This window comes from Stenotrophomonas sp. YJH_SMC_40, from assembly GCF_059368615.1.
The window spans coordinates 128,382-151,402 of record NZ_JCAFRX010000005.1 but is presented as its reverse complement, the minus strand read 5'-3'; the positions used below and the strand labels follow the sequence as shown (position 1 = coordinate 151,402).

The 23,021-nt window shown below is 65.1% G+C and carries 18 protein-coding genes; 8 read left to right on the top strand and 10 right to left on the bottom strand.

Annotation, left to right across the window (positions count from 1 at the left end; all coding sequences use genetic code 11):
• Positions 1-40: 40 nt before the first annotated feature.
• On the bottom strand, positions 41-943 hold the full coding sequence (locus AC5P6X_RS11280; protein ID WP_049403731.1) for a LysR family transcriptional regulator: 903 nt from the start codon (positions 941-943) through the stop codon (positions 41-43).
• 109 nt (positions 944-1,052) lie between these two features.
• Between AC5P6X_RS11280 and AC5P6X_RS11275 the strand changes: the two genes are divergently transcribed.
• From AC5P6X_RS11275 to AC5P6X_RS11255, 5 genes are all read left to right on the top strand, one after another.
• The gene (locus AC5P6X_RS11275; RefSeq protein ID WP_005409729.1) at positions 1,053-2,174 is read left to right on the top strand and encodes a 4-oxalomesaconate tautomerase; all 1,122 of its coding nucleotides are present in this window, start codon (positions 1,053-1,055) and stop codon (positions 2,172-2,174) included.
• A 75-nt stretch (positions 2,175-2,249) separates the two neighbouring features.
• On the top strand, positions 2,250-3,308 hold the full coding sequence (locus AC5P6X_RS11270) for an ABC transporter substrate-binding protein (RefSeq protein WP_088436500.1): 1,059 nt from the start codon (positions 2,250-2,252) through the stop codon (positions 3,306-3,308).
• 14 nt (positions 3,309-3,322) lie between these two features.
• Positions 3,323-4,156, top strand: coding sequence for an ABC transporter ATP-binding protein (locus tag AC5P6X_RS11265; protein WP_108269844.1), 834 nt, complete (start codon positions 3,323-3,325; stop codon positions 4,154-4,156).
• Positions 4,140-4,916 (top strand): ABC transporter permease, encoded by a 777-nt coding sequence (locus tag AC5P6X_RS11260; protein WP_005409726.1) that lies wholly within the window; start codon positions 4,140-4,142, stop codon positions 4,914-4,916. Before AC5P6X_RS11265 ends, AC5P6X_RS11260 begins: the two co-directional genes overlap by 17 nt.
• 136 nt (positions 4,917-5,052) lie before the next feature.
• Positions 5,053-6,486, top strand: coding sequence for an OprO/OprP family phosphate-selective porin (locus tag AC5P6X_RS11255; RefSeq protein ID WP_123958587.1), 1,434 nt, complete (start codon positions 5,053-5,055; stop codon positions 6,484-6,486).
• Between the two features lie 25 nt (positions 6,487-6,511).
• Here the strand turns inward: AC5P6X_RS11255 and AC5P6X_RS11250 are convergent, their stop codons facing one another.
• Positions 6,512-7,789: an arsenic transporter gene (locus tag AC5P6X_RS11250; RefSeq protein ID WP_088436499.1), complete on the bottom strand. Its 1,278-nt coding sequence runs from the start codon at positions 7,787-7,789 to the stop codon at positions 6,512-6,514.
• A gap of 162 nt (positions 7,790-7,951) precedes the next feature.
• A complete protein-coding gene (locus AC5P6X_RS11245; RefSeq protein ID WP_088436498.1) occupies positions 7,952-10,528 on the bottom strand; it encodes a glycoside hydrolase family 3 protein in 2,577 nt (858 codons plus the stop codon).
• A 216-nt stretch (positions 10,529-10,744) separates the two neighbouring features.
• Here AC5P6X_RS11245 and AC5P6X_RS11240 point away from each other — a divergent pair, with 216 nt between their 5' ends.
• Entirely contained in the window at positions 10,745-11,791 is a 1,047-nt protein-coding gene (locus AC5P6X_RS11240; RefSeq protein WP_049404472.1) for a LacI family DNA-binding transcriptional regulator, read from the top strand.
• 66 nt (positions 11,792-11,857) lie between these two features.
• Here AC5P6X_RS11240 and AC5P6X_RS11235 read toward each other — a convergent pair whose 3' ends face one another.
• The 3 genes from AC5P6X_RS11235 to AC5P6X_RS11225 all read right to left on the bottom strand — a co-directional run bounded on the left by AC5P6X_RS11235 (position 11,858) and on the right by AC5P6X_RS11225 (position 16,371).
• Positions 11,858-13,366, bottom strand: coding sequence for an MFS transporter (locus AC5P6X_RS11235; RefSeq protein WP_261382380.1), 1,509 nt, complete (start codon positions 13,364-13,366; stop codon positions 11,858-11,860).
• A gap of 66 nt (positions 13,367-13,432) precedes the next feature.
• Positions 13,433-16,099, bottom strand: a complete 2,667-nt coding sequence (locus tag AC5P6X_RS11230; RefSeq protein ID WP_108269845.1) for a TonB-dependent receptor — start codon at positions 16,097-16,099, stop codon at positions 13,433-13,435.
• A gap of 89 nt (positions 16,100-16,188) precedes the next feature.
• On the bottom strand, positions 16,189-16,371 hold the full coding sequence (locus AC5P6X_RS11225) for a hypothetical protein (protein ID WP_123958586.1): 183 nt from the start codon (positions 16,369-16,371) through the stop codon (positions 16,189-16,191).
• Positions 16,372-16,516: 145 nt separating this feature from the next.
• On the opposite strand from AC5P6X_RS11225, the gene AC5P6X_RS11220 reads away from it, so the two are divergent.
• On the top strand, positions 16,517-17,716 hold the full coding sequence (locus tag AC5P6X_RS11220) for a serine hydrolase domain-containing protein (RefSeq protein ID WP_169448560.1): 1,200 nt from the start codon (positions 16,517-16,519) through the stop codon (positions 17,714-17,716).
• An 84-nt stretch (positions 17,717-17,800) separates the two neighbouring features.
• On the opposite strand, the gene AC5P6X_RS11215 is transcribed toward AC5P6X_RS11220, so the two are convergent.
• The gene (locus AC5P6X_RS11215; protein ID WP_012480305.1) at positions 17,801-18,400 is read right to left on the bottom strand and encodes a fasciclin domain-containing protein; all 600 of its coding nucleotides are present in this window, start codon (positions 18,398-18,400) and stop codon (positions 17,801-17,803) included.
• Between the two features lie 49 nt (positions 18,401-18,449).
• The gene (locus tag AC5P6X_RS11210) at positions 18,450-18,863 is read right to left on the bottom strand and encodes a winged helix-turn-helix transcriptional regulator (RefSeq protein ID WP_024956822.1); all 414 of its coding nucleotides are present in this window, start codon (positions 18,861-18,863) and stop codon (positions 18,450-18,452) included.
• A 95-nt stretch (positions 18,864-18,958) separates the two neighbouring features.
• Between AC5P6X_RS11210 and AC5P6X_RS11205 the strand changes: the two genes are divergently transcribed.
• On the top strand, positions 18,959-19,888 hold the full coding sequence (locus tag AC5P6X_RS11205) for an aromatic alcohol reductase (RefSeq protein ID WP_123958585.1): 930 nt from the start codon (positions 18,959-18,961) through the stop codon (positions 19,886-19,888).
• Between the two features lie 42 nt (positions 19,889-19,930).
• On the opposite strand, the gene AC5P6X_RS11200 is transcribed toward AC5P6X_RS11205, so the two are convergent.
• Together AC5P6X_RS11200 and AC5P6X_RS11195 are read right to left on the bottom strand one after the other, a co-directional pair.
• On the bottom strand, positions 19,931-21,184 hold the full coding sequence (locus AC5P6X_RS11200) for a carbohydrate porin (protein WP_329755718.1): 1,254 nt from the start codon (positions 21,182-21,184) through the stop codon (positions 19,931-19,933).
• Between the two features lie 83 nt (positions 21,185-21,267).
• Positions 21,268-22,971, bottom strand: coding sequence for a PTS fructose transporter subunit IIC (locus AC5P6X_RS11195; protein WP_123958583.1), 1,704 nt, complete (start codon positions 22,969-22,971; stop codon positions 21,268-21,270).
• Positions 22,972-23,021: the final 50 nt, after the last annotated feature.

Here is a 23,021-nt window from a genome sequence, read left to right as displayed (position 1 = left end):
CTCGGCCAGATCCGGGGGCGGCCTGTCCAGCAAACGATGCTCAGGTCTCCCCGCGCCACTGGCTCATCAACATCTGCAGAAAGCGTTCCGCAGTAGGCGAGAGCAGGGCGCCCCGGCGACGGACGATCCCGATCGTGCGCGACACCACGGGGTTGCCAATCGTGCGCGTCACCAAGGTCGGATGATCTCCGTCCGGCGTGGCCATCTTCGGCAGGACCGACACGCCGATGCCGGCCTCGACCATGCCCAGTGACGTCGACAGGTGGGTCACTTCGTAGTGCCAGCTCAACTTGAGGTTCTCGCGCGCCAGGGCACCATCCAGCAGCGTGCGGTTGCCGCTGGTGCGATGCACGGTGATCAGCTGGTGCTCGGCCAGATCGGCCCATTCCACCTTGCGCTTGCGGGCCAGCGGATGACCGCGTCGGCAGGCCAGCACGAAGGGATCTTCGGCCAGCACGTCGAAATCGAGATTCGGATCGTTGGCGCCCATGAAGTTGATGCCGAACTCGACTTCGCCACGCTCTACCGCCTGCAGGCCTTCGGTGGCCGGGATATCCAGGATCCGGAAGCGCACGTTGGGATGCGCTTCGTGGAAACGCGCCATCACGCTGGGCAGGAAGTAGAACGCCGCCGTGGGCAGGCAGGCGATGGTGACGGTAGCGCCCCGCGTATCGTCCCGGCCCCGCAGTGAGAACAGTGACCCATCGAATTCCTCCAGCATGCGACGCACCAACGGCAGCAGGTTCTCGCCGACGGCGGTGGTGCTGACGCTGCGCGTGGTGCGCTCCAGCAGTGGCGAACCCACAGCCTGCTCAAGCTTCTGTATCCGTCGGCTGAGTGCCGGCTGGGAGACGTGCAGGATCTCCGCGGCGCGGTGGAAGCTGCGCGTCTCCGACACCAGCAGGAATGCGCGTAGATCCAGGATTTCGCAATTGATGCTCATTGGGTATCAATCATCAAAAAAACAGCAATTCACAGATCAATTGGAGCCATGCCAGTATCGAATCACAGAGGGGTCATTCATCCCCTATACGCATCAATCTAGCACACGTATGTCCAACGATCTGCTCAGCATTCCCTGCGTACTCATGCGCGGTGGTACATCCAAGGGCCCGTTCTTCCTGGCCAGCGATCTTCCGGCGGACATTGCTGAACGCGATCGCCTGCTGGTGGAAGTAATGGGGTCGGGCCATCCGCTGCAGATCGATGGCATCGGTGGCGGCAACGCGCTGACCAGCAAGGTGGCCATCATCGACCGATCCAGCCGGGCAGACGCCGACGTGGACTATCTGTTCGCCCAGGTACGGGTGGAGCAGCAGGTGGTGGACACGTCCCCCAACTGCGGCAACATGCTGGCGGCGGTGGGCCCGTATGCCATCGAGCGGGGGCTGGTGCAGGCTCAGGATCCGCAGACCGAGGTGCGCATCCACAACGTCAACACCGGCAAGCTGATCATCGCCACGGTGGAAACGCCGGGTGGCCATGTGGTCTACCGCGGTGATACGCGCATTGCCGGCGCACCGGGCTCGGCCGCGCCGGTCAGGCTTTCCTTCCTTGATGCCGCAGGCGCCCGCACCGGCAAGCTGCTGCCCAGCGGCCACGCGCGGGAAACCATCGATGGCGTGCCGGTCAGCCTGGTGGACTGCGCCATGCCGATGATGCTGGTGCGTGCCGAAGACCTGGGCGTGCACGGTGATGCCTCGCCCGCCGAACTGAACGCGGATGCCGCGTTCATGCGCCGGCTGGAAGCGCTGCGCATCGAGGCGGGCGCCCGCATGGGCATCGCCGACGCCGGCAACAAGGTCATTCCCAAGCCGGTGCTGCTGTCGGCGCCGCAACACGGCGGCGATCTGCAGGTGCGTTACTTCATGCCGCACCAATGCCACACCGCACTGGCGATCACCGGTGCGGTCGGCCTGGCTACCGCCGCCGTCACGCCGGGCACGCTGGCCCACACTTTGGTCGGGTGCCTGTCCGTTCCCGGCAGCATTACCCTCGAACATCCGAGCGGGGACCTGCAGGTGGGCCTCAGTCGCAGCTCGGATGACGCACCGGTGATTGCCAGCGTGGTCCGCACCGCACGCCGACTGTTCGAAGGTCGCGTGTTTGCGACAACGCCAGCGCCTGCCATGGCCAGTTCCACCCAAGCCCGCCAATGGACGTCAGCGGCATGATCTGAACCCGGCAGGGCCGGCGCAGACGCGCATGCCTGCCATTACAACGTAGATGCTTCACTCCTGGGAGGGATGATGTACAAGCAGTTCTTCATGGCCGCGCTGTGCGCGGCCGGCCTGGCCGCGGCCGGTTGCAGCAACAGCGGGCGCGCGGAAGGCGCGTCCACCGGCACCGGTGACGATGCACCCGTGCGCATCAGCGTCGGCTCCTACAACCTCAACAACCTTCCGTTCTTCATTGCCGATGCCAAGGGCTACTTCAAGGACGTCGGCCTGGACGTAAAAACCGAGAACTTCGCCCAGGGTGGCTCGAAGGTGCTGCAGGCCCTGGTGGCGAATTCCACCGACGTGGCGGTCGGTTTCTACGACCACACCATCCAGATGCAGGCCAAGGGCAAGGATGTGGTGGCCTTTGTTCTGCTCTCGCGCAATTCCGGCCTGGTGATGGCGGGGCGCGAAGATGCCACGTTTGATCCTGCGCGACCGGAGTCCATCAAGGGCCAGAAGGTCGGCATCACCGCACCGGGCTCCTCGTCCGACTTCTTCGTCCGCCACTTCCTCGCCCAGCACGATATTCCGGCTGACAGCATCTCGCTGATCGGCGTCGGCTCGGGCGCCGCAGCGGTCGCCGCGCTGGAGCAGGGCAAGATCGACCTGCTGGTCAACTATGATCCCGCCGCCACCCTGATTTCCGAACGCAAGGTCGGCAAGATCATCCTCGACGCGCGCAGCGACGAAGGCGCCCGCCAGGTCTATGGCGGGCTGTACCCGACCTCGGTGATGTATGCCAACCAGAGCTTCCTGGACAAGCGCCCCGAAGCAGCCGAGAAGATCGCCCGTGCCGAACAGATGGCGCTGAAGTTCATCGCCGACAACAGTGCCGAGGAGATCGTTGCCGCGCTGCCGGACAGCTATGTCTCCGGCGACCGCGCCACCTATGCCCGCGCGGTGGAGAACGCGCGCGCGATCTTCACCCGCGATGGACGCTTCACGCCGGCCGACCTGGAGACGCCGTTGAAGGTGCTGCGTGAGTTCAATACCGATGTGGCCAAGGCCAACATCGATCTGTCCAGGACCTACACCAATGCCTTCGTCGAGCGTGCCAACGCTGCGGCGCCGGCTGCCCAACCGTAAGCGGAGGTAACCCCATGGCCCTCAATGCCACCGTGCGCCAACTCAACGGCGCGCCGCAGCTGGAGCCTGCACAGACCATGGTCGCCATCAACAAGGTGACCATGTACTTCGGCGAGTTCACCGCCGTTCGCGATGTCGACATCCAGGTGGGTGACGGCGAGTTCCTCGCCATCGTCGGGCCCACCGGCTGCGGCAAGAGCACCATCCTCAATTCCGTGGCGGGCCTGCTGAAGCCATCCTCGGGCGACGTGGCCATCGATGGCCGCACGGTCAGCGGCGTGCAGGAGTCGGTCGGCTACCTGTTCCAGCAGGACGCCCTGCTGCCGTGGAAGACAGCTTTCCAGAACGTCGAGCTGGGCCTGCGCTTCCGCGGCGTGCCCGAAGCCGAACGCAAGGCCAAGGCCAACGCGTGGCTGGCCAAGGTCGGCCTGGCCGGTTTCGAGCATCGCTATCCGCACCAGTTGTCCGGTGGCCAGCGCAAGCGTGTGCAGATGGCGCAGGCGCTGATCGTCGAGCCGAAGGTGATCCTGATGGACGAGCCGTTCTCGGCGCTGGACATCCACACCCGCCACCTGATGCAGAACGAGCTGCTGCGTCTTTGGCAGGAGGACCGGCGCTCGGTGATCCTGATCACCCATGACCTGGAAGAAGCGATCGCGCTGGGAGATCGCGTGGTGGTGCTGTCCTCCGGCCCGGCCAGCCGCGTGGTGCGTAGCTTCGACGTGGATCTGGAACGTCCGCGCAACGTGGCCGAGATCAAGCTGGATGACCGTTTCACCGACCTGTACCGCGACATCTGGGCCTGCCTGCGCGGCGAAGTGGAGAAGAGCTATGCACGCCAAGACTGACAAATTCATCCAGCTCGCCTTGGTAGTCGCCGTTTTCGGCGGCTGGGAAGGCGGTATCGCGCTGGGCGTGATCGATCCGTTCTTCTTCCCTTCGCCAACGGCCATCGTGCAGCAGGCCTGGACCTGGTTGTCCGATACCTCGTTCTACCAGCATGTCTACATCACCCTTACTGAAACCGCGCTGGGCTACATCATCGGCACCGGCCTGGGCGTGGCCGGCGGTGTCTGGCTGGGCCTGAGCCGCCGTTCGGCGCGCATCCTCGATCCCTTCATCAAAGGCTTCAACGCGATTCCGCGCGTAGTGCTGGCGCCGATTTTCGTGTTGTGGCTGGGGCTGGGCCTGTGGTCGAAGGTGGCGCTGGCGGTCACGCTGGTGTTCTTCACCACGTTCTTCAACGCCATGCAGGGCGTGCGCGAGGTGAATCCGGTGGTGCTGGCCAATGCCCGCATCCTGGGCGCAAGCCGCAGCGATCTGCTGCGCCATGTCTACTTCCCGGCAGCGGCCAGCTGGATCCTGTCCTCGCTGCGCACCTCGGTCGGCTTCGCCGTGGTCGGCGCGATCATCGGTGAGTACCTCGGCGCTTCGGCGGGCCTGGGTTACCTGATCGCGCAGGCCGAGGGCAACTTCAATGCCGTGGGTGTGTTCGCCGGCATCATCATCCTGGCCGCCTTCGTGCTGGTCATCGACGCCCTGCTGGACGTGGTCGAGAACAAGCTGATCACCTGGCGTCCCAACGCCCAGGCACAGGCCACCAGCTGACCGGGCCGGGCTGAGCCCGCCTGCCGCGCCGCCGGTCCGATCCGGCGGCGCGAGCTTCCTCCCCCGATCTTCCCCCGCACCACCGCAACAGGCCAGCGCCGGGCCAGGGGGCCGGCTGGCCGGAGAGAGAGAGTCCATGAACCCTTCCACCGTGCTGCCGCTGGCAGCGCTGCCGGTCGCGCTCGGCCTGCTGTTGGCCACTGGCCACGCCGACGCCCAGTCTGTTTCATCCCCGCCCGCGCCATTGAGCCAGGCCGAGCTGTCACGCCTGGTGCAGCAGCAGGCGCTGCAGATCCAGCAGTTGGAAGCGCGCCTACGCGCCGTCGAGGGTGGGCAGGGCACCGCGGCCGCACCATCCGCGCCGCCCGCGCCCGCGCTGGAAACGCGGGTGGCCGCACTGGAATCCGGCCAGTCCAGGCAGCCCAAGGTCTCCTGGGCCAAGGGCGCACCGGAGTTCAGCAGCGCCGACGGCACGACGGTGTTCCGTCCCCGCGGCCGCCTGTTCGTCGATGCCTCCAGTACGGACGGTTCGGCGGTCGGTGATCGCAACGTTTCGGGCACCGAGGTCCGTTCGGTGCGCCTGGGGGCCGAGGGACGCTACGGCACACTGGGCTGGGTGGTGGAGGGTGACTTCGCCGACAACGCGGTGGCCTGGAAGTCGGTCTACGCCACGCTGGACCACACCCTGTTCGGCCTGCCGGCCGATCTCACGATGGGCAACCGCTTGAACGATCGCGGTATCGATGGCTCCAGCAGCACCTCCAACACGCCGTTCCAGGAACGCAACGTGGTCGGCACGTTGATGCTGCCGCAGCGCGGCCTGTTCGGTGTCGGGCTGACCGAGCGGGTGTACGGAAAGGGCTGGCACGCCAGCCTGTCGGTGGCCGGCAACGATCTCAACAACGCCGGCACCGACAACGACAGCCAGACCTGGGCCACGCGCGTGCACTGGAATCCGCTGGACACCGCTGGCGCCACGTTGCATCTGGGCGCATGGGCGTTCCACGAGAAGATTCCCGCCGGGGCCAGCGGCGTGGTGCGCAGTTCGGCCATCGCGGGGCATTTCAACGATCTGGTCAGGATCACACCGGGCACACTGCTGAGCGCCGAGCGCAGCACCGCCTACGGTGCCGAACTGGCCGGCTTCTTCGGCCCGGCGTGGGCAACGGGCGAGTGGGGTACGCGAAGCCTGCGCGGGGCCGATGCCGGCGGTCGCTACGATCGCGACCACGCGGCGTGGGCGATTTCTGCCGGCTGGTTCCTGGCGGGGGCGCTGCCGTCGTACTCGGGCAAGGCCGGTACCTGGGGGAAGGTGAAGGTCGCCGATCCGGTGACGCGCGGCGGCGGCGGTGCCTGGGAGCTGAAGGGCCGCTATGAAGACGTGGACTATGCCGAGCTGCCCAGTGGCGGTACCGGTAACGCGTGGACCCTGGGCGCGAACTGGTACCTCAACGATTTCAGTCGCGTGATGTTCGAAGCCGTCCGTTGGCAGACCCCTCACCGCAACGGCAGCGCAATGGGCAGGGATGAAGGCACCACCTTCAATACCCGCCTGCAGCTGGTCTTCTAGGGCAGGGGCGCCGCCCGCACTCTGGTCACAGCAGCAACAACGCTGCGATGAGTGCAGGTGGCATCACCAGCGCGCCGACGCGCAGGAAGTCGAGCGCGCTGACATGCTCGCCTTCGCGACGCAACGCCATCAGCCACAGCATCGTGGCCAACGAGCCGGTCACCGACAGGTTCGGGCCCAGATCCACGCCGACCAGCAATGCGGCACGGGTCTGCGCCGGCAGGTCCGCCATCTGCCCCAACGAACCAGCCGCCAGGCCGACCGGCAGATTGTTGGCCACGTTGCCCAGCAGTGCAGCGGCGCCGCCGGCCAGCCAGCTGGCCTGGTGCGGCGACGTTTTCGCCAGTGCCTGCAGCGCGCTGGCCGAACTCTGGATGACACCGGTCTGCGCTACCGCTTCCACCAGCACGAACAGCCCCGCCACCAGCGGCAGCACCCCCCAGGATACGTGGCGCAGCAGCGGCAGCGGGCTGCGTCGCTGGCGGATCGCCACTGCCACCACGCTTAGCGTGCCCGCGCAGAACGTGGTCAGGCCCAACGGCCCGTTCATGGCGGACGTAACCAGCAGCACCGTGCCGGTGAACAGCACGCCCAGTGCGCTCAGTCGGCCACCGTCGGTCAACGGGCGATGCGCCGGCGCGGCCACCAGCGGCTGTGCGATTTCGCGACGGTGCACCCAGCGCAGCACAAGATAGGTCGCACCGATCGCCGCCAGCGAGGGCAGTGCGAACTGCGCCAGCCACTGCAGCAGCGGCGGCATGTGCTGGCCGTAGACCACCAGGTTGGCCGGGTTGGAGATGGGCAACACGAAGCTGGCCGCGTTGGCGATGAAGGCACAGACAAACAGGTACGGCAGGGGATTGGCCCGGGCCGCCTTGCAGGCCGCGTAGACCGCCGGCGTCAGCACCACGGCTGTCGCATCATTGGAAAGAAACACCGTTACCAGCGTGCCGACCAGGAACACCAGGTCGAACAGGCGTCGCCCGGATCCGCCCGCGTGCCGCACCGCGTACAACGCCAGCCAGTCGAACAGCCCTTCGCGGCGTGCGAGCTCGGCCAGCACCATCATGCCGACCAGGAACAGGTAGACATCGCGGCCCTCGGCGACGGCGTGCCAGGTAGTGCCGAACGACACAGTGCCGCTGAGCGGAAGCAGCGCGGCCGCACCGAGCGCCCATACATACTCCGGGATACGGAACGGACGGAACAGCAGGCCGACAGTGGCAACGGCCACCGCCATCCAGATGATGAGGGAAGAATGGGAAGCGAGCATGGGGTAGGGGGCGTGCGCGGTGCCGTCCATCGACCGCGTCGCCGGTTCTCCGGCGCATGTGATCGGCGTGCAGGCGCCCGCTGCGATCAGTGCAAGTGCCGGGGTTGCGGCATCATACCGTGCCGGCTGCCCAGCAAAGGCCCTGGCGCGGCACGTTACGTGACGGCCGCACCAGGGCATTCAACACCGCGCCTACTGCGACGCACACTCCACCTTGCGATCGAACTCGGTGCCCAGTACGACCGAGGTGATCGCAAGCGTTGTGCCCTTTCCGGCGCGCAGCGCAAACGGCACGTTCAAGCGGCTCATGTCCGCCCCGGCGTTGGCCAGGCACTTGAGGGGAACGCCCAGCCTGACCCACTCATTGCGCGGCGCCGCCGACAGCGCGGGGCCCAGCGCAACCTCGGCAGCACACGCCGCCCCGCAGGCGGTACCGAGTGTCACTGCGGATTCCGCCGGGAGCTGTTCGACACGCATGGTCGCTACCAAGGACAGCTCGCCGTTGGTCTCGCGCGACCAGTCCAGCGGAGTATTGGCCTGCAACGCCACCGTGGCCGGCGCCCGGAAACTGAACCGGCGTGCGCCCTCCTGCACATCGGTGTTGATTGCGACCATCGCCAGTGACTGGTCGGCAGTCGTTGCATTGGGATGCACGACATCGGTCGATTCGCCATTGGCGGCAGTCAGGCGAAGCATCAGGCCGGTGCCGGCCACACCACGATCGAACAGGGTACCGCTACCGGCGGCGTCCGGATCAATGCCCGGGTCCTCGGAAAGCGCAGGCAGATTTCCCTTGTCGGCATAGGTCAGGCCGTATCCGAAAGCGAACTGCGGATCGTAGTCCTTCTGCCCCACGTTGTTCTGGTACTGGTTGGCGCGGCGTGGCCAGGAGTAGCTCAGCTTTCCGCGGAAGTCGTGTTGCACGCGCCCATCGGCCCCACGCAGCAGCACATCGGCCACGCCCCCACCTTCCGATCCCGGCAGCCACGCGGCCACGAAGGCATCGGCGGCGTTGATTTCGCGGTTCAGCCACAACGGGCGCCCGCTCAGGAACACCCCCACGACCGGAATGCCGTCTGCCTTCAGGCGTCGCATCAGCTCCAGGTCTCCGGACTTGCCGTTCTTGAACATCAGGTTGGGCAAGTCGCCCTGGAATTCGGCATACGGATCTTCGCCGAACACCACGATGGCCACATCGGGCCGGTTGCGATAACGGCCATCGACCGCCAGTTCGGCCTGGCCGCCGCCCGACCTGACCTGTGCCTCCAGGCCTTCCCAGATCGTTTCAGCATTCGGGAAGTCCTCCCGACGCGTGCCATCGCCCTGCCAGCTGAGCGTCCAGCCGCCCGCCTGACGGCTCATGTCGTTCGCGCCATCGCCCGCAACCAGCACCCGTTGTTTCGGCCGGAGTGGCAGCAGCTGGTTCTGGTTCTTGAGCAGCACCAGCGATTCACGCACGGCCTGCCGCGCCACCTGGCGATGCGCCGGCGCCCCGAGCAGCTCGAATCTGCCGCCCAATGCGCGCTCGGACGGCTTGGGTTTGTCGAACAGGCCCATGCGCATCTTCGCCCGCAGAATGCGGCGAACGGCATCGTCCAGCCGCGCCTCCGGCAGGCTGCCGTCCTTCACGTGGGCCAGCGTGCTTTCGTACATCCCCTTCCAGCTGTCCGGTGCCATCGCCATGTCCAGGCCCGCCACGTAGGTCCTGGCGCAGTCGGTGTTGCTGCAGCCCTTGATCTGGCCATGGCCGTTCCAGTCACCGACCACGAAGCCGCCGAAACCCATCCGGCCCTTCAGCACATCGGTCAACAACGGCTTGTGCCCATGCATCTTCTCGCCATGGAAGCTGTTGAAGGACGCCATCACCGACTGCGCGCCCGCATTGATCGCCGGCAGGTATCCGGCGGCATGGATGTCGCGCAGTTCTGCCTCGCTGACCGTGGTGTTGCCCTGGTCCTTGCCGTTGCCCGTGCCGCCATCGCCGAGAAAATGCTTGACCGTGGTCATCACGTGGTGGTCGTCGAGGAAGTCGGCCGCGCCGGCCTTGCCCTGCAGGCCTTCGACGAAGGCCCCTGCATAGCTGGCCACCAATGCCGGATCTTCCGAGTAGCCTTCGTACGTGCGCCCCCAGCGGTCGTCCTGCGGAACGGCCACGGTCGGCGCGAAGGTCCATTCCATGCCGGTCACACGGGTTTCGGCCGCGGTGATCCTTGCGATCTCGCGCAGCAGTTCCGGGTTGCGCGCTGCGCCCAGGCCGATGTTGTGCGGGAACAGAGTGGCACCCACCACGTTGCTCTGGCCATGCATCGCATCAATGCCCCAGACGATGGGAATGGCCTTGCCACCGTTGCGCGTGTCCATCGAGGCTTCCCAGAACGCGTCGGCCAGCGCAAGCCATTCGGCGGGTTTTGCGTTGTAGCGGCCACCTGGGTCGGATGCGCCGCCCGCCAGTATTGAACCCAATCGATATCTGCGCACGTCGTCGGGCGTGATGCTGGCGATATCGCCCTGCACGATCTGGCCGACCTTTTCTTCCAGCGTCATTGATGCGATCAGCGCGTCGATGCGTCGTTCCATGGCCGGATCGTTGGCCAGTGGCCAGGTTGCCTTGGGCCAGTGCGCGGGAGTGATGGTACCTGCGTCGTTCACCGGGGCAGGGGCCGCACCGGTCGCAGGCACCAGCGCCATGGCAAGCGATGCAGCCAGCAGCAGGCGGTGAGGACGTAGAACGGGGTTGCGCTTCGCACGATCGGAATGACGGACGTTCATCGGAACAATCATCTCGGAAGGGTGGCTTGGGTGGGCTCGGCGACCAGAAAGCAACCTGACAGCGTTGTCAGTCGGAACCGAGCATACCCAGCCGGTGGAACGAATGCTTGCTGCACAGCGGCATGGGTTTTGAGGATAAAGTTGCATCTGCATCCACATTCCGTGGTGCAGGATTTCGGTAGAGATGGTGAGGCTATGACGGGCAGAGGGCGGGGGATGCCGGGACCTGAGCAGGTGCTCGCAGGCAGGCCGGGACGCGTGCGGATCGAGGATGTCGCGGCAACGGCCGGGGTCTCGATGAAGACCGTCTCGCGGGTGCTCAACAACGAGCCGAACGTCTCCAAGAGCACCCGCGCCCGGGTGGACGCGGCAGTGGAAAAGCTGCGCTACCGCCCCTTGCCCTCGGCACGGGTCCTCGCCGGCCGGCGTTCCTACCTCATCGCGATGCTCTTCGATAATCCGTCCTCGAACTATCTGATGGAGATCGAGATGGGGGTGCTGGACGCATGCATGGAACGGCACTACAACCTGATGCTCGCTCCGCTGATCTACGACGCGGCCGATATCGTGGAAAAGGTCGAGTCATTGATCATGCAGTCGCAGCTCGACGGCGTGGTGCTGACGCCGCCCCTGACCGACGACACGGCCCTGCTGGAACGCCTGGTCGACCTGGGCATTCCTTACTCCAGCATTTCGGCGAAGGAACAGAACCGGAACGTGGGCGTCGTCGTGGATGAAATCGGCGCGGTGGTGGCGCTGATCGCACACCTGGCCTCGCTGGGCCATACCCGCATCGCCCATATCAAGGGACACGCCGCGCATGGCGCAAGCATGTGGCGCCTGGCAGGCTATCGCGAAGGCCTGCGCAGGGCAGGCCTGCGCTACGACCCCAGCCTGGTGCTGGAAGGTGAGTTCTCATACGAATCCGGCTACATCGGCGCCAACGCACTGCTTGATCGGCCTGATCGGCCGACTGCCATCTTCGCTGCCAACGACGATATGGCGGCCGGGGTCATCTGCGCGGTGTTCGAGCACGGCCTTTCGGTGCCGGGCGACATCTCGGTCTGTGGTTTCGATGACACGCCGATCGCCCGCCAGATCTATCCGGCGTTGACCACGGTCTGCCAGCCCACCCGAGAGATGGGCCGGCGGGCGGCCATGGAGCTGATCAAGGAAGTGCGCGAGCTCGGCAGCGGTGGCGTGGTCGATATTGACTACGCCCTGCAGGTCCGGCGATCCACGGGGCCGGTCCGTCACGATTGAACGCGGTCCAACGGCCTGCCGGCGCGATCGGGACGCCGCGCTGGCAGGGCAGGGGCGCGGTTCAGCTCAGTGGCCCGCTTCGGTTGCCAATCGCTCCAGATCAACACCCTGGCAACGAAGTGTACGGCCGGCCGCCCAGGCGTAGAACGCCAGATAACAGAAACACAGCACGCCAATGATGAAGCTGTAGTGCACGCCGACCTTGTCGGTAAGCGCACCCTGCGCCCAACTGACGATGCCGCCGCCCATGATCATCATGATCAGCAGGCTGCTTGCCTGGTTGGTATGGCGGCCCAGTCCGCTGATGGCCAGGGTAAAGATGCAGGGCCACATCGTGCTGCAGAACAGCCCGACACTGATGAAGGCGATCACACTGGTCATGCCGGTGGTGAACATGCCGACCAGCTGCGCCGCAATGCCACACACGGCAAAATACAGCAGCATGCGCGACGGATTGCCCCTGCTGGCCAGGGTGGCAATGATCATCAGGACGATCACCGGCGCGTAGTGCAGGAACTGTGCGGAGTTGTGGCCAGAGATCGCGTTGACGGCAAGGTAGATGGCGAACGCGACGAACGGCAACACCAGCATCAACAGCTTCCGGGTGCCTGCGCGCACATCGAACGCGCCTGCGGCACCACCCCAGCGGCCGATCATCAGGCTGGCCCAGTACAACGACACGAACGGGGCGATCACCGAGGTTTCCAGCCCCAGCCCACCCTTGCTCAAGGGCTGCTCAAGATAGGCTGGAAGATTGTCGATGGTCGATACCTCCACGCCGACGTAAAGGAAGATCGCGATCATGCCCATGACCAGCTGCGGGTAAGCGAGCGCAGATCTGCGATCTGTCTGGTGATCTGTCCCGGTTGCACCTGCGGGGACCGTCGCGGACAGCTCGACATGATTGGGCACGCTCGAGAGCCGCAGCAGCACGGCTACCAGTACGAAGGCGGCGCCCAGCACCAGGTATGGGATCTTTACGCTCTCGATGCTCGCCTCTGTGTTGCCCGCTGACACGCTGCCAAAGATGGCAATGCTCACCAGCAGTGGGCCTACCGTCGCGCCCAGGTTGTTGACACCGCCGGCCATGGTCAGGCGCTGCGATCCAGTGGCCGGATCACCCATGATCACCGCCAGCGTATTGGCTGCGATCTGCTGGAGCGAGAAGCCCAGGCCAACGATGAACAGGCCGGACAGCATCAGTGCAAACGAGCCGGTGTTGGCCGCGGGATAGAAGAGCAGGGCACCCAGTGCCGAGACCAGCAGGCCAAGGCAGATGCCGTTGCGGTAGCCCATCCTGTGCAGCAGGTCGCTGCCGATGGCGCGGGAGACGGCGATGTAGATCAGCGAACCGGCGGTGTAGGCAACGTAGAAAGCCATCGCCACGTACATGCTCTGCGCCTGGCTGAGATGGAACGCCTTCTTGAACACCGGAATGAGGATGCCGTTGCTTGCGGCAACGAAGCCCCAGAAGAAGAAGACGGTGATGAGTACACCGAACTGCGACCAGCGGGTTGTGTGTTTCATGATTCTCGTGTCATCGCGGGCAGGGCGACGCCCCGTGCGTTGTCGCACAGGGCGGGACGTGGTGATTGCGCACGGAGGGCCGGCGAAACCGGCCCTCCTTCAAGGCTGCGTTGCTCAGAACTGGTAACGCAGGCGCAGGCCGTAGCTGCGCGGATCGTTCAGGAAGCGGACGTTGATGCCGGAACCCACCAGCGCCTTCTGCGAGACGTCGTTGCCCAGCAGATTGTTGCCCCAGGCTTCCACCCGCCAGTTGCCGCTCAGTGAGGTGAAGCCAATGCCCGCGTTCAAGGTGGTCTCGCCCTTCTGGCGGTCAGGGAAGCCGGCCGCAGCGGCACTTTCGGTACGGTCATGGACCAGCTCACCAGTGGCCGGATCCTGTCGGATGAACTCTACGTCCCGGTTGTTGTACTGGGTGAGATAGAAGGCCGAGCGGTACGAGGCCAGCAACTGCCAGTCGAAGGTGCCAAAGCGCAGCTCGGTCGTATGCTGCAGCCGTACGTTGAAGGTCAGCTTCGACGCCAGCGGCAGCTCGTTGCCGGACAGGTCGATCAGCGAAGTGGCACCACCGGCGTCGTAGTTCTGGCTGCGGACATCGGCGACGGTGCCGCGCTTGATCTCGCTGTCCATCCAGAGTGCATTGATGTTGACCATGAAGTTGTGCGGGAATCGCAAGGTGCTTTCCGCCTCCAGGCCGTACACAGCGGACTTGCCGACGTTGCGGTTGACCAGCGCATAGCCGGTGGCTTCACCGGTAGTCGGGTTGGTGGCGATCACCGCCAGGTCCTGGAACACCTGGTCGCTGTAGTCGTAATAGAACCCGCTGACGTTGAAGGTCGAGGTGCGACCCAGCATCTGGAAGGAGTTCTTGCTGCCGATTTCGTAGGCAATGATCGATTCGGGCTTGAAGGTCTCGGGAATCTCCTTCGGATCAAACGTGTCGTTGAAGCCGCCCGCCTTGTGGCCGGTCGACACCAGGCCGTACAGCAGGCTGTCGTCGCTCACGTCGTACTCGAAACCCGCGCGCCAGTCGGTAAAGCTGAACTTGCTCTTGCCGAACTGCTGGGCCGGAATCGCGCTGACCTGGGCCCAGCTCTGGTACGGGCAATCGACGGTATCGCCACCGATGTCGGGGCGGTCCACGCAACCAAATGGGCCGCCATCGGGCACCGCGCCGATCTGCTGCAGCAAGGTGTCGTTGCGACCGTGTCGCAGCACGCCCTGCAGCAGGAAGCGGGCCATCTCCGCCTGCGAGGTGATGTTGCTGACATCAAAGTTCGGACGGCTCATGAACGCGGGCTCGAAGCCGGGCGTGCCGAGGCGCGTGGCAAAGTCCCCGCCCTGGCCAGGCAGGCCCAGCGACCAGTTGCCGCCGATGCCATAACGCGACTTCTTCTCCTCGGAGTAGCGCAGGCCGCCCTTCAGGCGCAGGCGATCGTTGACGTCGAACGTGCCATCGGCGAAAACGGCGGAAGACTTGCCATTGACCTTGGGCATGGTGAATTCAGTGCCCGAATACCAGCGCCCTTTGTCCACCAGCGAAAGGTAGCCCACCCGCTGGTCCTCGTTGAAGTGGAACAGGCCGGTGGTCCAGCGCAGCCGCTCGTCCTGGTCGGAGGTGAACCGCAGCTCATGTACCTGCGACTCCGACTCGGTCAGCCAGTACTGGGTGGAGTAGTTGTCGTAATCGATGCCACCGGGGTTGCTGGGCGATACCGGATCGATGTTGCGGCCCGGCCAGAGGATGCCTTCGCTCTGCGCATTGGTCTGGCGGTAGTCCACGTTGCGGTAGCTGCCGTTGTACTCCACCGCCACCTTGCCGAAGTCGTAGGAAATGCTGGTCTGCGCCCCCCAGTTGGTGCTGTCGAGCTTGCCCTGCGCGCCACGGTAGATGATCTTCCGCAGGTCGACATCGTCCGGCAGGTAGCCGGCCCTGGCGGCGGTGTAGACGTTGGCGCCGGGATAGCCCGTGCCGCCTTCCTTGCCGATGTCGGCCATGGCGAAGATCGACAGCTTGTCATCCGGCTGGTAGAGGAACGACAGTCGAGCGCCCCGGTCGTCCTGCACGCCAGCCGGTTCCAGGTCCTGCGCGCGCCCCGCATTCTTGAACGGAGAGTCCTTCTCCACCTTGTAGCCAGCCACGCGGAAGGCCGCGCCACCACCGATCGGGAGATTCAGGGCGAACTCGCCACCGCGATGGTCACGATTGCCGGCCTCGGCCTGAACATACCCACCGAACGCTTCCAGGTCGGGGCGCTTGGTGATGATGTTCAGCGTGCCGGCCAGCGCATTGCGGCCGCGCAGCGTGCCCTGCGGGCCCTTGTTGATTTCCACCCGCTCGACATCGTAGAACATGCCGCCCAGACCGCGCGGTCGTGCAATGTAGGCCCCGTTGATGTGGGGCGCGGCGCCCGGATCACCCAGTTCGGTGTTGTTCGAAGAGCCCACGCCGCGGATGAAGATCTCCAGGTTGCCTTCCTGGTTGGCCATGCTCATGCCCGGCACCAGGGCCTGGATGTTGCGCAGCTCATTGTTGATGCCCAGCGCACGCGTATCGTCCGCGGAAATTGCCTGGGCAGTACCTGCATATTTCTGCAGGTCCTGTTCCCGGCGTTCGACAGTGACGATGACGGCGTCCAGGGTTGAGGCCTCCCGTGCCTCGCTGGTGGCGGTCGAGCTGCTTTCCTTGGCTGATTGCGCTGCGACGGGCAGCGCTGCAGTGGCGGTGACGATGGTGGCAAGTACTGCCTGTGCGAGTGTGCTCTTCCTGAAATGGCCGGTCATAGGGTCCCTCTCTCCCCATAAGTGATGTCTGGACGTTCCCGCGCCACGCGCCGGACGTGGGCTCTTGTAAGCGCGACCTGACAACGCTGTCAATCAGAATGAATGATGGATGACCAGAAGCCCGGGAAATCAGACAGTTGAGCGATCAGCAGTGCTGCTTGGCACGCCGCATTTGCTGCAATGCGAAACAAAATCGAGCGGCCTTGCCCCTTTCCTGCGACTGCAACGGCCGGATCGGAACCATCAGAAAGCGGGTCCGCGGGAAGGGCCATCGGCTTCGCGTATCCGCTGGCGGACTACGGGGCCATGCAGGGGGCGTGGTGCTGATGCTGTCATGTGGCCGGGCATGACTTCAGGCACTCGGTCGTGACTACAGCTGTAGGCAATGTGGACAGGCATTCACCGGAAGAGATGCCCATGAAAACTGCAAGATGGTTGTCCGGCTTCGCGGCCTTGATGCTGGCCCTCCCTGCACTGGCCAGCACGACCACCACGGCCGACGCCGTCGCGACGATCGAACGCAACGCCCGTGCCGCGCATTCCGACGCGGTGCTTGTCTGGAAGGATGGAAAAGCACTGCTGGAGCCACAGCCAGAGACTGGCGAGGAGCCGGTTCACCTCATGTCTGCCACCAAGTCGGTGGTGGCGCTGGCCGTCATGCTCCTGCTGGACGACGGAAAGCTGGCCTCGGTCGACGAGCCGGTAAGCAACATCTTCGCGGAGTGGAAGCAGGGGCGGAAAAGGGACATCACGGTACGCATGCTGCTGGACCATACCTCTGGTCTGCAGAACGTGGCCAACGCGGGGGAAGAGCTGGAAGCGGCGCCGGACCTGGTCAAGCTCGCACTGGCGGCAGAGCTGAGCAGCGATCCGGGTACCACGTTCTCCTACAACAACAAGGCTACCAATCTGCTGCCCGGCATCGTCGAGCGTCTGGCAGGGGAACCGATGGATGCCTACCTTGAGAAGCGCCTGTTCAAACCGCTGGGCATTGCCCGATATACCTGGTTGAAGGACGGTGCGGGCACCCCCTTGGGCATGGCCGGATTGTCGCTGAGTGCCCGCGATCTGGCGAAGATCGGGCAGCTGCTGCTTGATGGCGGCGTGACCCCGGCGGGTACGCGCGTGCTGAGCGAGCGGTCGGTGGCGCTGCTGACTGGAGCAAGTGCCCGCTCCCCGGATGTTGGTCTTCTGTGGTGGCGCATTCCAGCATGGGAGCGTTATGAGCTGAAAGGCCAGATGGCCGGCTTCCTGGCGCAGCATGGGGTCAGCGCTCCGGTCCAGCAGGCATTGCTGGCCACCGGGGGCAGGGTATTCGACAGCAAGAGTGCATTGATTGCGTACGTGGCCGAGCGACTTGGGGCGGACTGGCCGCAGCACTATGGCAGCGAGATCACCGGTCGTGGACTCAAGCTGTCCGACATGTTCGACATCCAACGCGGCCCCACCGTTGCCTACGCCGCCAACGGTTACCTGGGCCAGCACCTGGTCATCGTTCCGCAGCAGCGCGTGGTTGCCGTGCGCCTCATCCACCGACGCGACAGCCATCGCGCGCCACTGGATGACTACGCGACATTCCCGGCGGATGTACTCACGCTGGCCCAGGCGCTTCAGTGAACGGAGGAGCCGGGCCTGCGCCCGGATCCTCGTCCACTGCTTCATGCTGCTGGCCGGAGTGGCAGGGTCTGGCAGGGCGCGCCACTACTTCGGCATCAGCACGGTATCGACAACGTGGATGACGCCGTTGGATTGGTTGACGTCGGCGATGCTGATGCCTGCTTTGCCACCCTTGGCGTCGATCACCCACAGCTTGCCGTCGTGGAGCGCCACGGTAAGCGGCTCGCCTTGCACTGTCTTCAGCGTGGCTTTTCCACCGTGCTTCCTGGCATCGGCCAGGAGCTGGGCGGAACTGAACCGTCCTGGGACCACGTGGTAGGTGAGGATCCGGGTGAGCTGCGCCTTGTTTTCAGGCTTCACCAGTGTATCGACCGTGCCTGCTGGAAGCTTGTTGAAGGCGGCATTGGTGGGCGCAAAGACGGTAAAGGGACCGGCGCCATTGAGGGTCTCGACCAGGCCTGCGGCCTTGACCGCTGCCACCAGCGTGGTGTGATCCCTGGAGTTCACGGCGTTTTCAACGATGGTCCTGGTCGGGTACATCTCGGCCCCGCCAACCATTACCGGATCTGCGGCGAAGCTGGCGGAAGCGGCTGAGACGAGTACGGCGAAGCTGACTGCGGCGGCGATGCGCTGAAGAGCGTTCACGGTGCGTTCCTCGATAGGATGCCCGCACAGCGCGGGCATCCTACATACGGCTGGCGGGAGCGCCTGGATGCACCGGATGCAGGCCGGGTCAGTCAGGGGGAGGGCCGTGATGCGTGTCGAAATTCTCCCTGCAGCGGCGGAATTCCTCGGCGTGTCCCACTACCCACGTCCACATCGGGATCATAAGAACCAGCAGCTCCCTGCCCAGCGGAGTGATGGTGTACTCCACGCGCGGCGGAACCTCACGGAAATCCTGCCTATGGATCAGTCCGTCCCTTTCAAGCTGACGCAGGGTACGCGTCAGCATACGCTGCGTGACTCCTTTCATCCGCCGCGCCACATCGGCGTGACGCAGTGTTCCGTAGACCCCCAGGGCGTGAATGATGCCCAGCGACCAGCGGCTGCCGGCATGCGCGAGCACCTCGCGGCGCAGACCGTCGTCGTCCGCGCTCATGCCGTCGCATATCGATTGTGAATGTCGCAGAAGCTCATCGGTGCTCATGAACGGTGCGGTCGGTATCATCGGTGTGCCTTCTTACGTGGCAACTAGGGAGGGGCGCAGAATCGCCGCCATCGTACACACAGATGGTGGTTTCAATGTCTCCCCCGATTGTTTCCCGCTCAATCCTGGTCCTGGGTGCCGGCGAACTCGGAATGCCCGTCATCCGCAACCTGGCCCAGCTCGCGGTTGTGCATGACGCAACCATCAGCGTGATGCTGAGGCCTGCGTCGATGGAATCCACACTACCGGACAAGCGTACGGTCATTGACCAGATCCGCTCGCTGGGAGTGGCCCTCGTTCCTGGCGACCTGGTCACTGCCACGGTCGATGAGCTGGCTGATCTATTTTCCGGTTATGACACGGTCATCGGCTGCACCGGCTACGCCGCTGGCCGCGACACTCCCATGAAGGTAGCGCGCGCCGCCGTGAAGTCGGGCATTACCAGGTACTTCCCTTGGCAATTCGGGGTCGACTTTGACGCCATCGGACGCGGCGGGCCACAGGATCTTTTCGACGCCCAGCTGGATGTACGCGACTATCTCCGCTCACAGGCCGAAATGGACTGGGTGGTCATTTCCACCGGCATGTTCACCAGCTACCTCTTCGAGCCGGAGTTTGGCGTCATCGATCTTCCCGGCAGAAAGGTCAATGCACTTGGCACAGCCTCCAATGCGGTTACGCTGACCACGCCGGAGGACATCGGTGCAATGACTGCACAGATCGTCTTCCACTCGCCCCCCCTTCGAAACGAGATCGTCTATCTTGCGGGAGACACGCTCCGTTATGAGGAGCTGCCCGCAATCCTTGAGGAACACTTCGGTGTTCCGTTCAAGCTGAACGTGTGGAGCGTTCCCCAGCTGATGGAGGAGCTTGCCGGTGACCCATCAAACATGATCAGGAAGTACCGTGCCGCCTTCGCCCAGGGCAGGGGCGTTTCCTGGAGCCTGGATGGGACGTTCAATGCAAGCATTGGCGCGAAACTGGAGGGTGTCGACGACTGGCTGAAAGCCAACGCCGGGACCTGATGAGCCGTTGATCGATAATCACGCGGCCGAAAACGGACTCTCCTACAGACTCCAATCGACCCGCAGGCCGGCGATCAGCGCATTCGGCAGATCATGCTGGCGTGCGGGTTCGTTGAACTGGTCCGGATGCACGATGTAGTGCAGGTTCGGCGCGACCCGAAGCTGCGGGGTGACCTGGATGCCATAGCTCAGCTCCATCATCACCTGGCTCCCGTGCGGGGTACCGCTGCCACCCGCTGCGGCACGGGCAAGGCGCAGGTTTTCCAGTGCGATGCTGCTGTACTTCTGCTGGGTCACGACAAAGGCGATGCTGTCCTGCGGTCGGCTGGCGAACGTACCTTTCTGCACCAGCCCGGCCTGAAGGAAGTGATCCTCGATCACCTGGCCGGAGGTGCCCTTGAGCGCGGCGCCGAAAAGGGTCAGGCCACGGCCGCTGCCATCGCTGCTGAGCTGCTGCTCGAAGCGGGCGAACGCACCGGAGCGACCATGACGTGTCGCGTACTCCTGGCCACTGAGCAGCGCCGGCATGCCATTGGCATCGCGCAGCGGGTCGCGGTAGGTCGAGTTGTCCTGCCAGCCACCCAGTTCGTAGCGGGCCTTCAAGCGCGCCGACGCGGGGCTGCGCCAGCCGATCGTGTAGGGCACGATCCAGCCAGTGGCCTGGTTCGTGCTCCATTTCAGGCCGTGCTGGCCATCTTCGGCCTGGCTCGGGTCGACCTGGTACGCGCCCACGCGTACGTAGACATCCGGCGTCACCCATGCCGTGGCATCAGCCATCCAGCTCGATACCGGCCACCAGGTGAAGTTGCTGGTACGGAATACGTAGGTCGGGTTGCCGCAGGCCGAGTTGCCCTGGAAGTACTGGCACAACTCCGAACCTAGATGATGGATGTTGGCGACGCTGCGTCCCGCCTCAAGCACCAGCCGGTCGTCCAGCAGTTTCTGCTCCAGCGTCAGGTTGGCCAGGCGCGTGCCCTGGCCACCGAAGATTTCCTGCACCGAGGTGCTGTTGCCCGTGCTGCTGTTGGCGAGATTGGTGCCGTGGCGGTTGATGCCGTACGCCTTGATCGTCGCACCTCTCCAGCCAAACGCGGCGCCCAGGTCCACGTCGGCACCGAGCATCAGCTGGCCGGAATACGCCGTGCCGCTGCGCTTGCCCCCATCGAGCGTGGCGGCGGCTTCGCCGGTGTAGGCGAGCTTGGGAGTGAAGACGTCGCTCGCGTCTGCGGTGGCAGCCAGGGATGGCAGGGCAAGCGCGATCACCATCGGCAACACGTGTCGGGAAGAGCGGGTCATGGGCGAGGGTCCTTGTGCAGGGCGTAGGTCGCTGCGCCCCTGCGTGCGCAGGGGAGGTGGCAGGGTCTTGGCGATGGGGTGGATCAGGCCGGCGTGGTGACCGGCTTCTTGAGGATGCGCAGCGCGACCGCAGTGACAGCCACGCCGGCCAGCAGTGCCAACAGGTAGATGCCGAGGTGAGTGACTGCGTTCGGGATCGGCAGCACGAACACGCCGCCGTGCGGCACCTTCAGCTCGACGCCAGCGGCCATCGAGATTGCACCTGCCACGGCAGAACCAAGGATCAGCGCCGGAATGGTGCGCAGCGGATCACGTGCGGCGTAGGGGATCGCGCCTTCGGTCACGAAACTGAGGCCAAGCACGCCGGCGGCACCGGCCGTGCCGCGCTCCTCGGCGGTGAAGCGGTTGCTGAACAGCCATGTCGCCAGTGCAATACCCAGCGGCGGCGTCATGCCGCCGATCATCGTCGCCGCCATCGGCGTGTAGACCTGGCTGGAAATCAATGCAGTAGAGAACGCGTAGGACGCCTTGTTGACCGGCCCGCCCATGTCCACCGCCATCATTCCGCCCAGCAGCAGGCCAAGCAGGATCGCGCTGCTGCCCTGCATGCTGCGCAGCCAGTCGGTCAGCCACGCCAGCAGCCCGGCGACCGGCGTACCGATCACGTACATCATCAACAGGCCGACCAGCAGTGTGCCCAGCACTGGCAGGATCAGCACCGGCTTGAGCCCTTCCAGGCTGCGCGGCAGGCGCAGCGCACGGTTGATCCAGTGCACGCCATAACCGGCGATGAAGCCAGCCAGGATGCCGCCGATGAAGCCAGCGTCCATGTTCACTGCTACCAGTCCGCCGATCATGCCGGGCGCAATGCCGGGCCGGTCGGCGATGGAGTAGGCGATGTAGCCGGCGAGCGCCGGCACCATCAACATGAAGCCGGACTTGGCGCCGATCTGGAACAGCGACCACGCCAGCGTGCCCTTGTGCGCGTCATCGAAGGCATAGATGCCGCCGAGTGCGAACGCCAGTGCGATCAGCAGGCCACCGGCAGTGACGAACGGCAGCATGAACGACACGCCGGTCATCAGGTGCTTGTAGGGGCCGGTGGCCCTGGTTTTTTCGGCCGTGCGGCCCGGAGTCGCGCTACCTGCCTGCACGCCGGCCTCGGCCAGCGCCTTGCGGATCAGGTTCTGGCCATCGTTGATCGCCGGCTTGGTGCCACTCTTGAACAGGCGCTTGCCGGCGAAGCGCGACAGATCGACTTCGCGGTCTGCGGCGATCAGGACGAGGTCGGAGGCAGCGATTTCCTCGTCACTCAACGCGTCCTGCGCGCCCACCGAGCCCTGGGTTTCGACCCGGATTGCATGGCCCAGTGCCTTGGCGGCCTGTTGCAGGCCCTCCGCCGCCATGAAGGTGTGGGCGATGCCGGTGGGGCAGGAGGTGACGGCGACGATGCGCTTGCCCGCATGCGTGCCGGCGTTGCCCGACACCGCGGCCACGAGCGGTGCGAGCGCCGCAACCGGGTCGTCCAGTACCTCGCCCAGGCTGGCATGCACGACCCCGGCATTGGCGAAGCGCGCGATGTCCGCCTCACCCTCACCCACCAGCAGCAGGTGCGTCGCGGCGGCGGCGTCCGAGGCAGACAGTGCGCCGGTCACGCCCTGGTCGCTGCGGATCTCGATCATCAGCTCGAGCCCGCGCTGGCGGGCGGCGCGGCGCAGCGCTTCGGCGGCAAGAACCGCCTCGATGCTGCGTTCGCCGGCGGCGATGACTACGGTGAAAGCGTGCATGGAAACTCCTGGAATTCTTCGGGCTCGTGCTTGCCGAAGGCGCTGCGGTC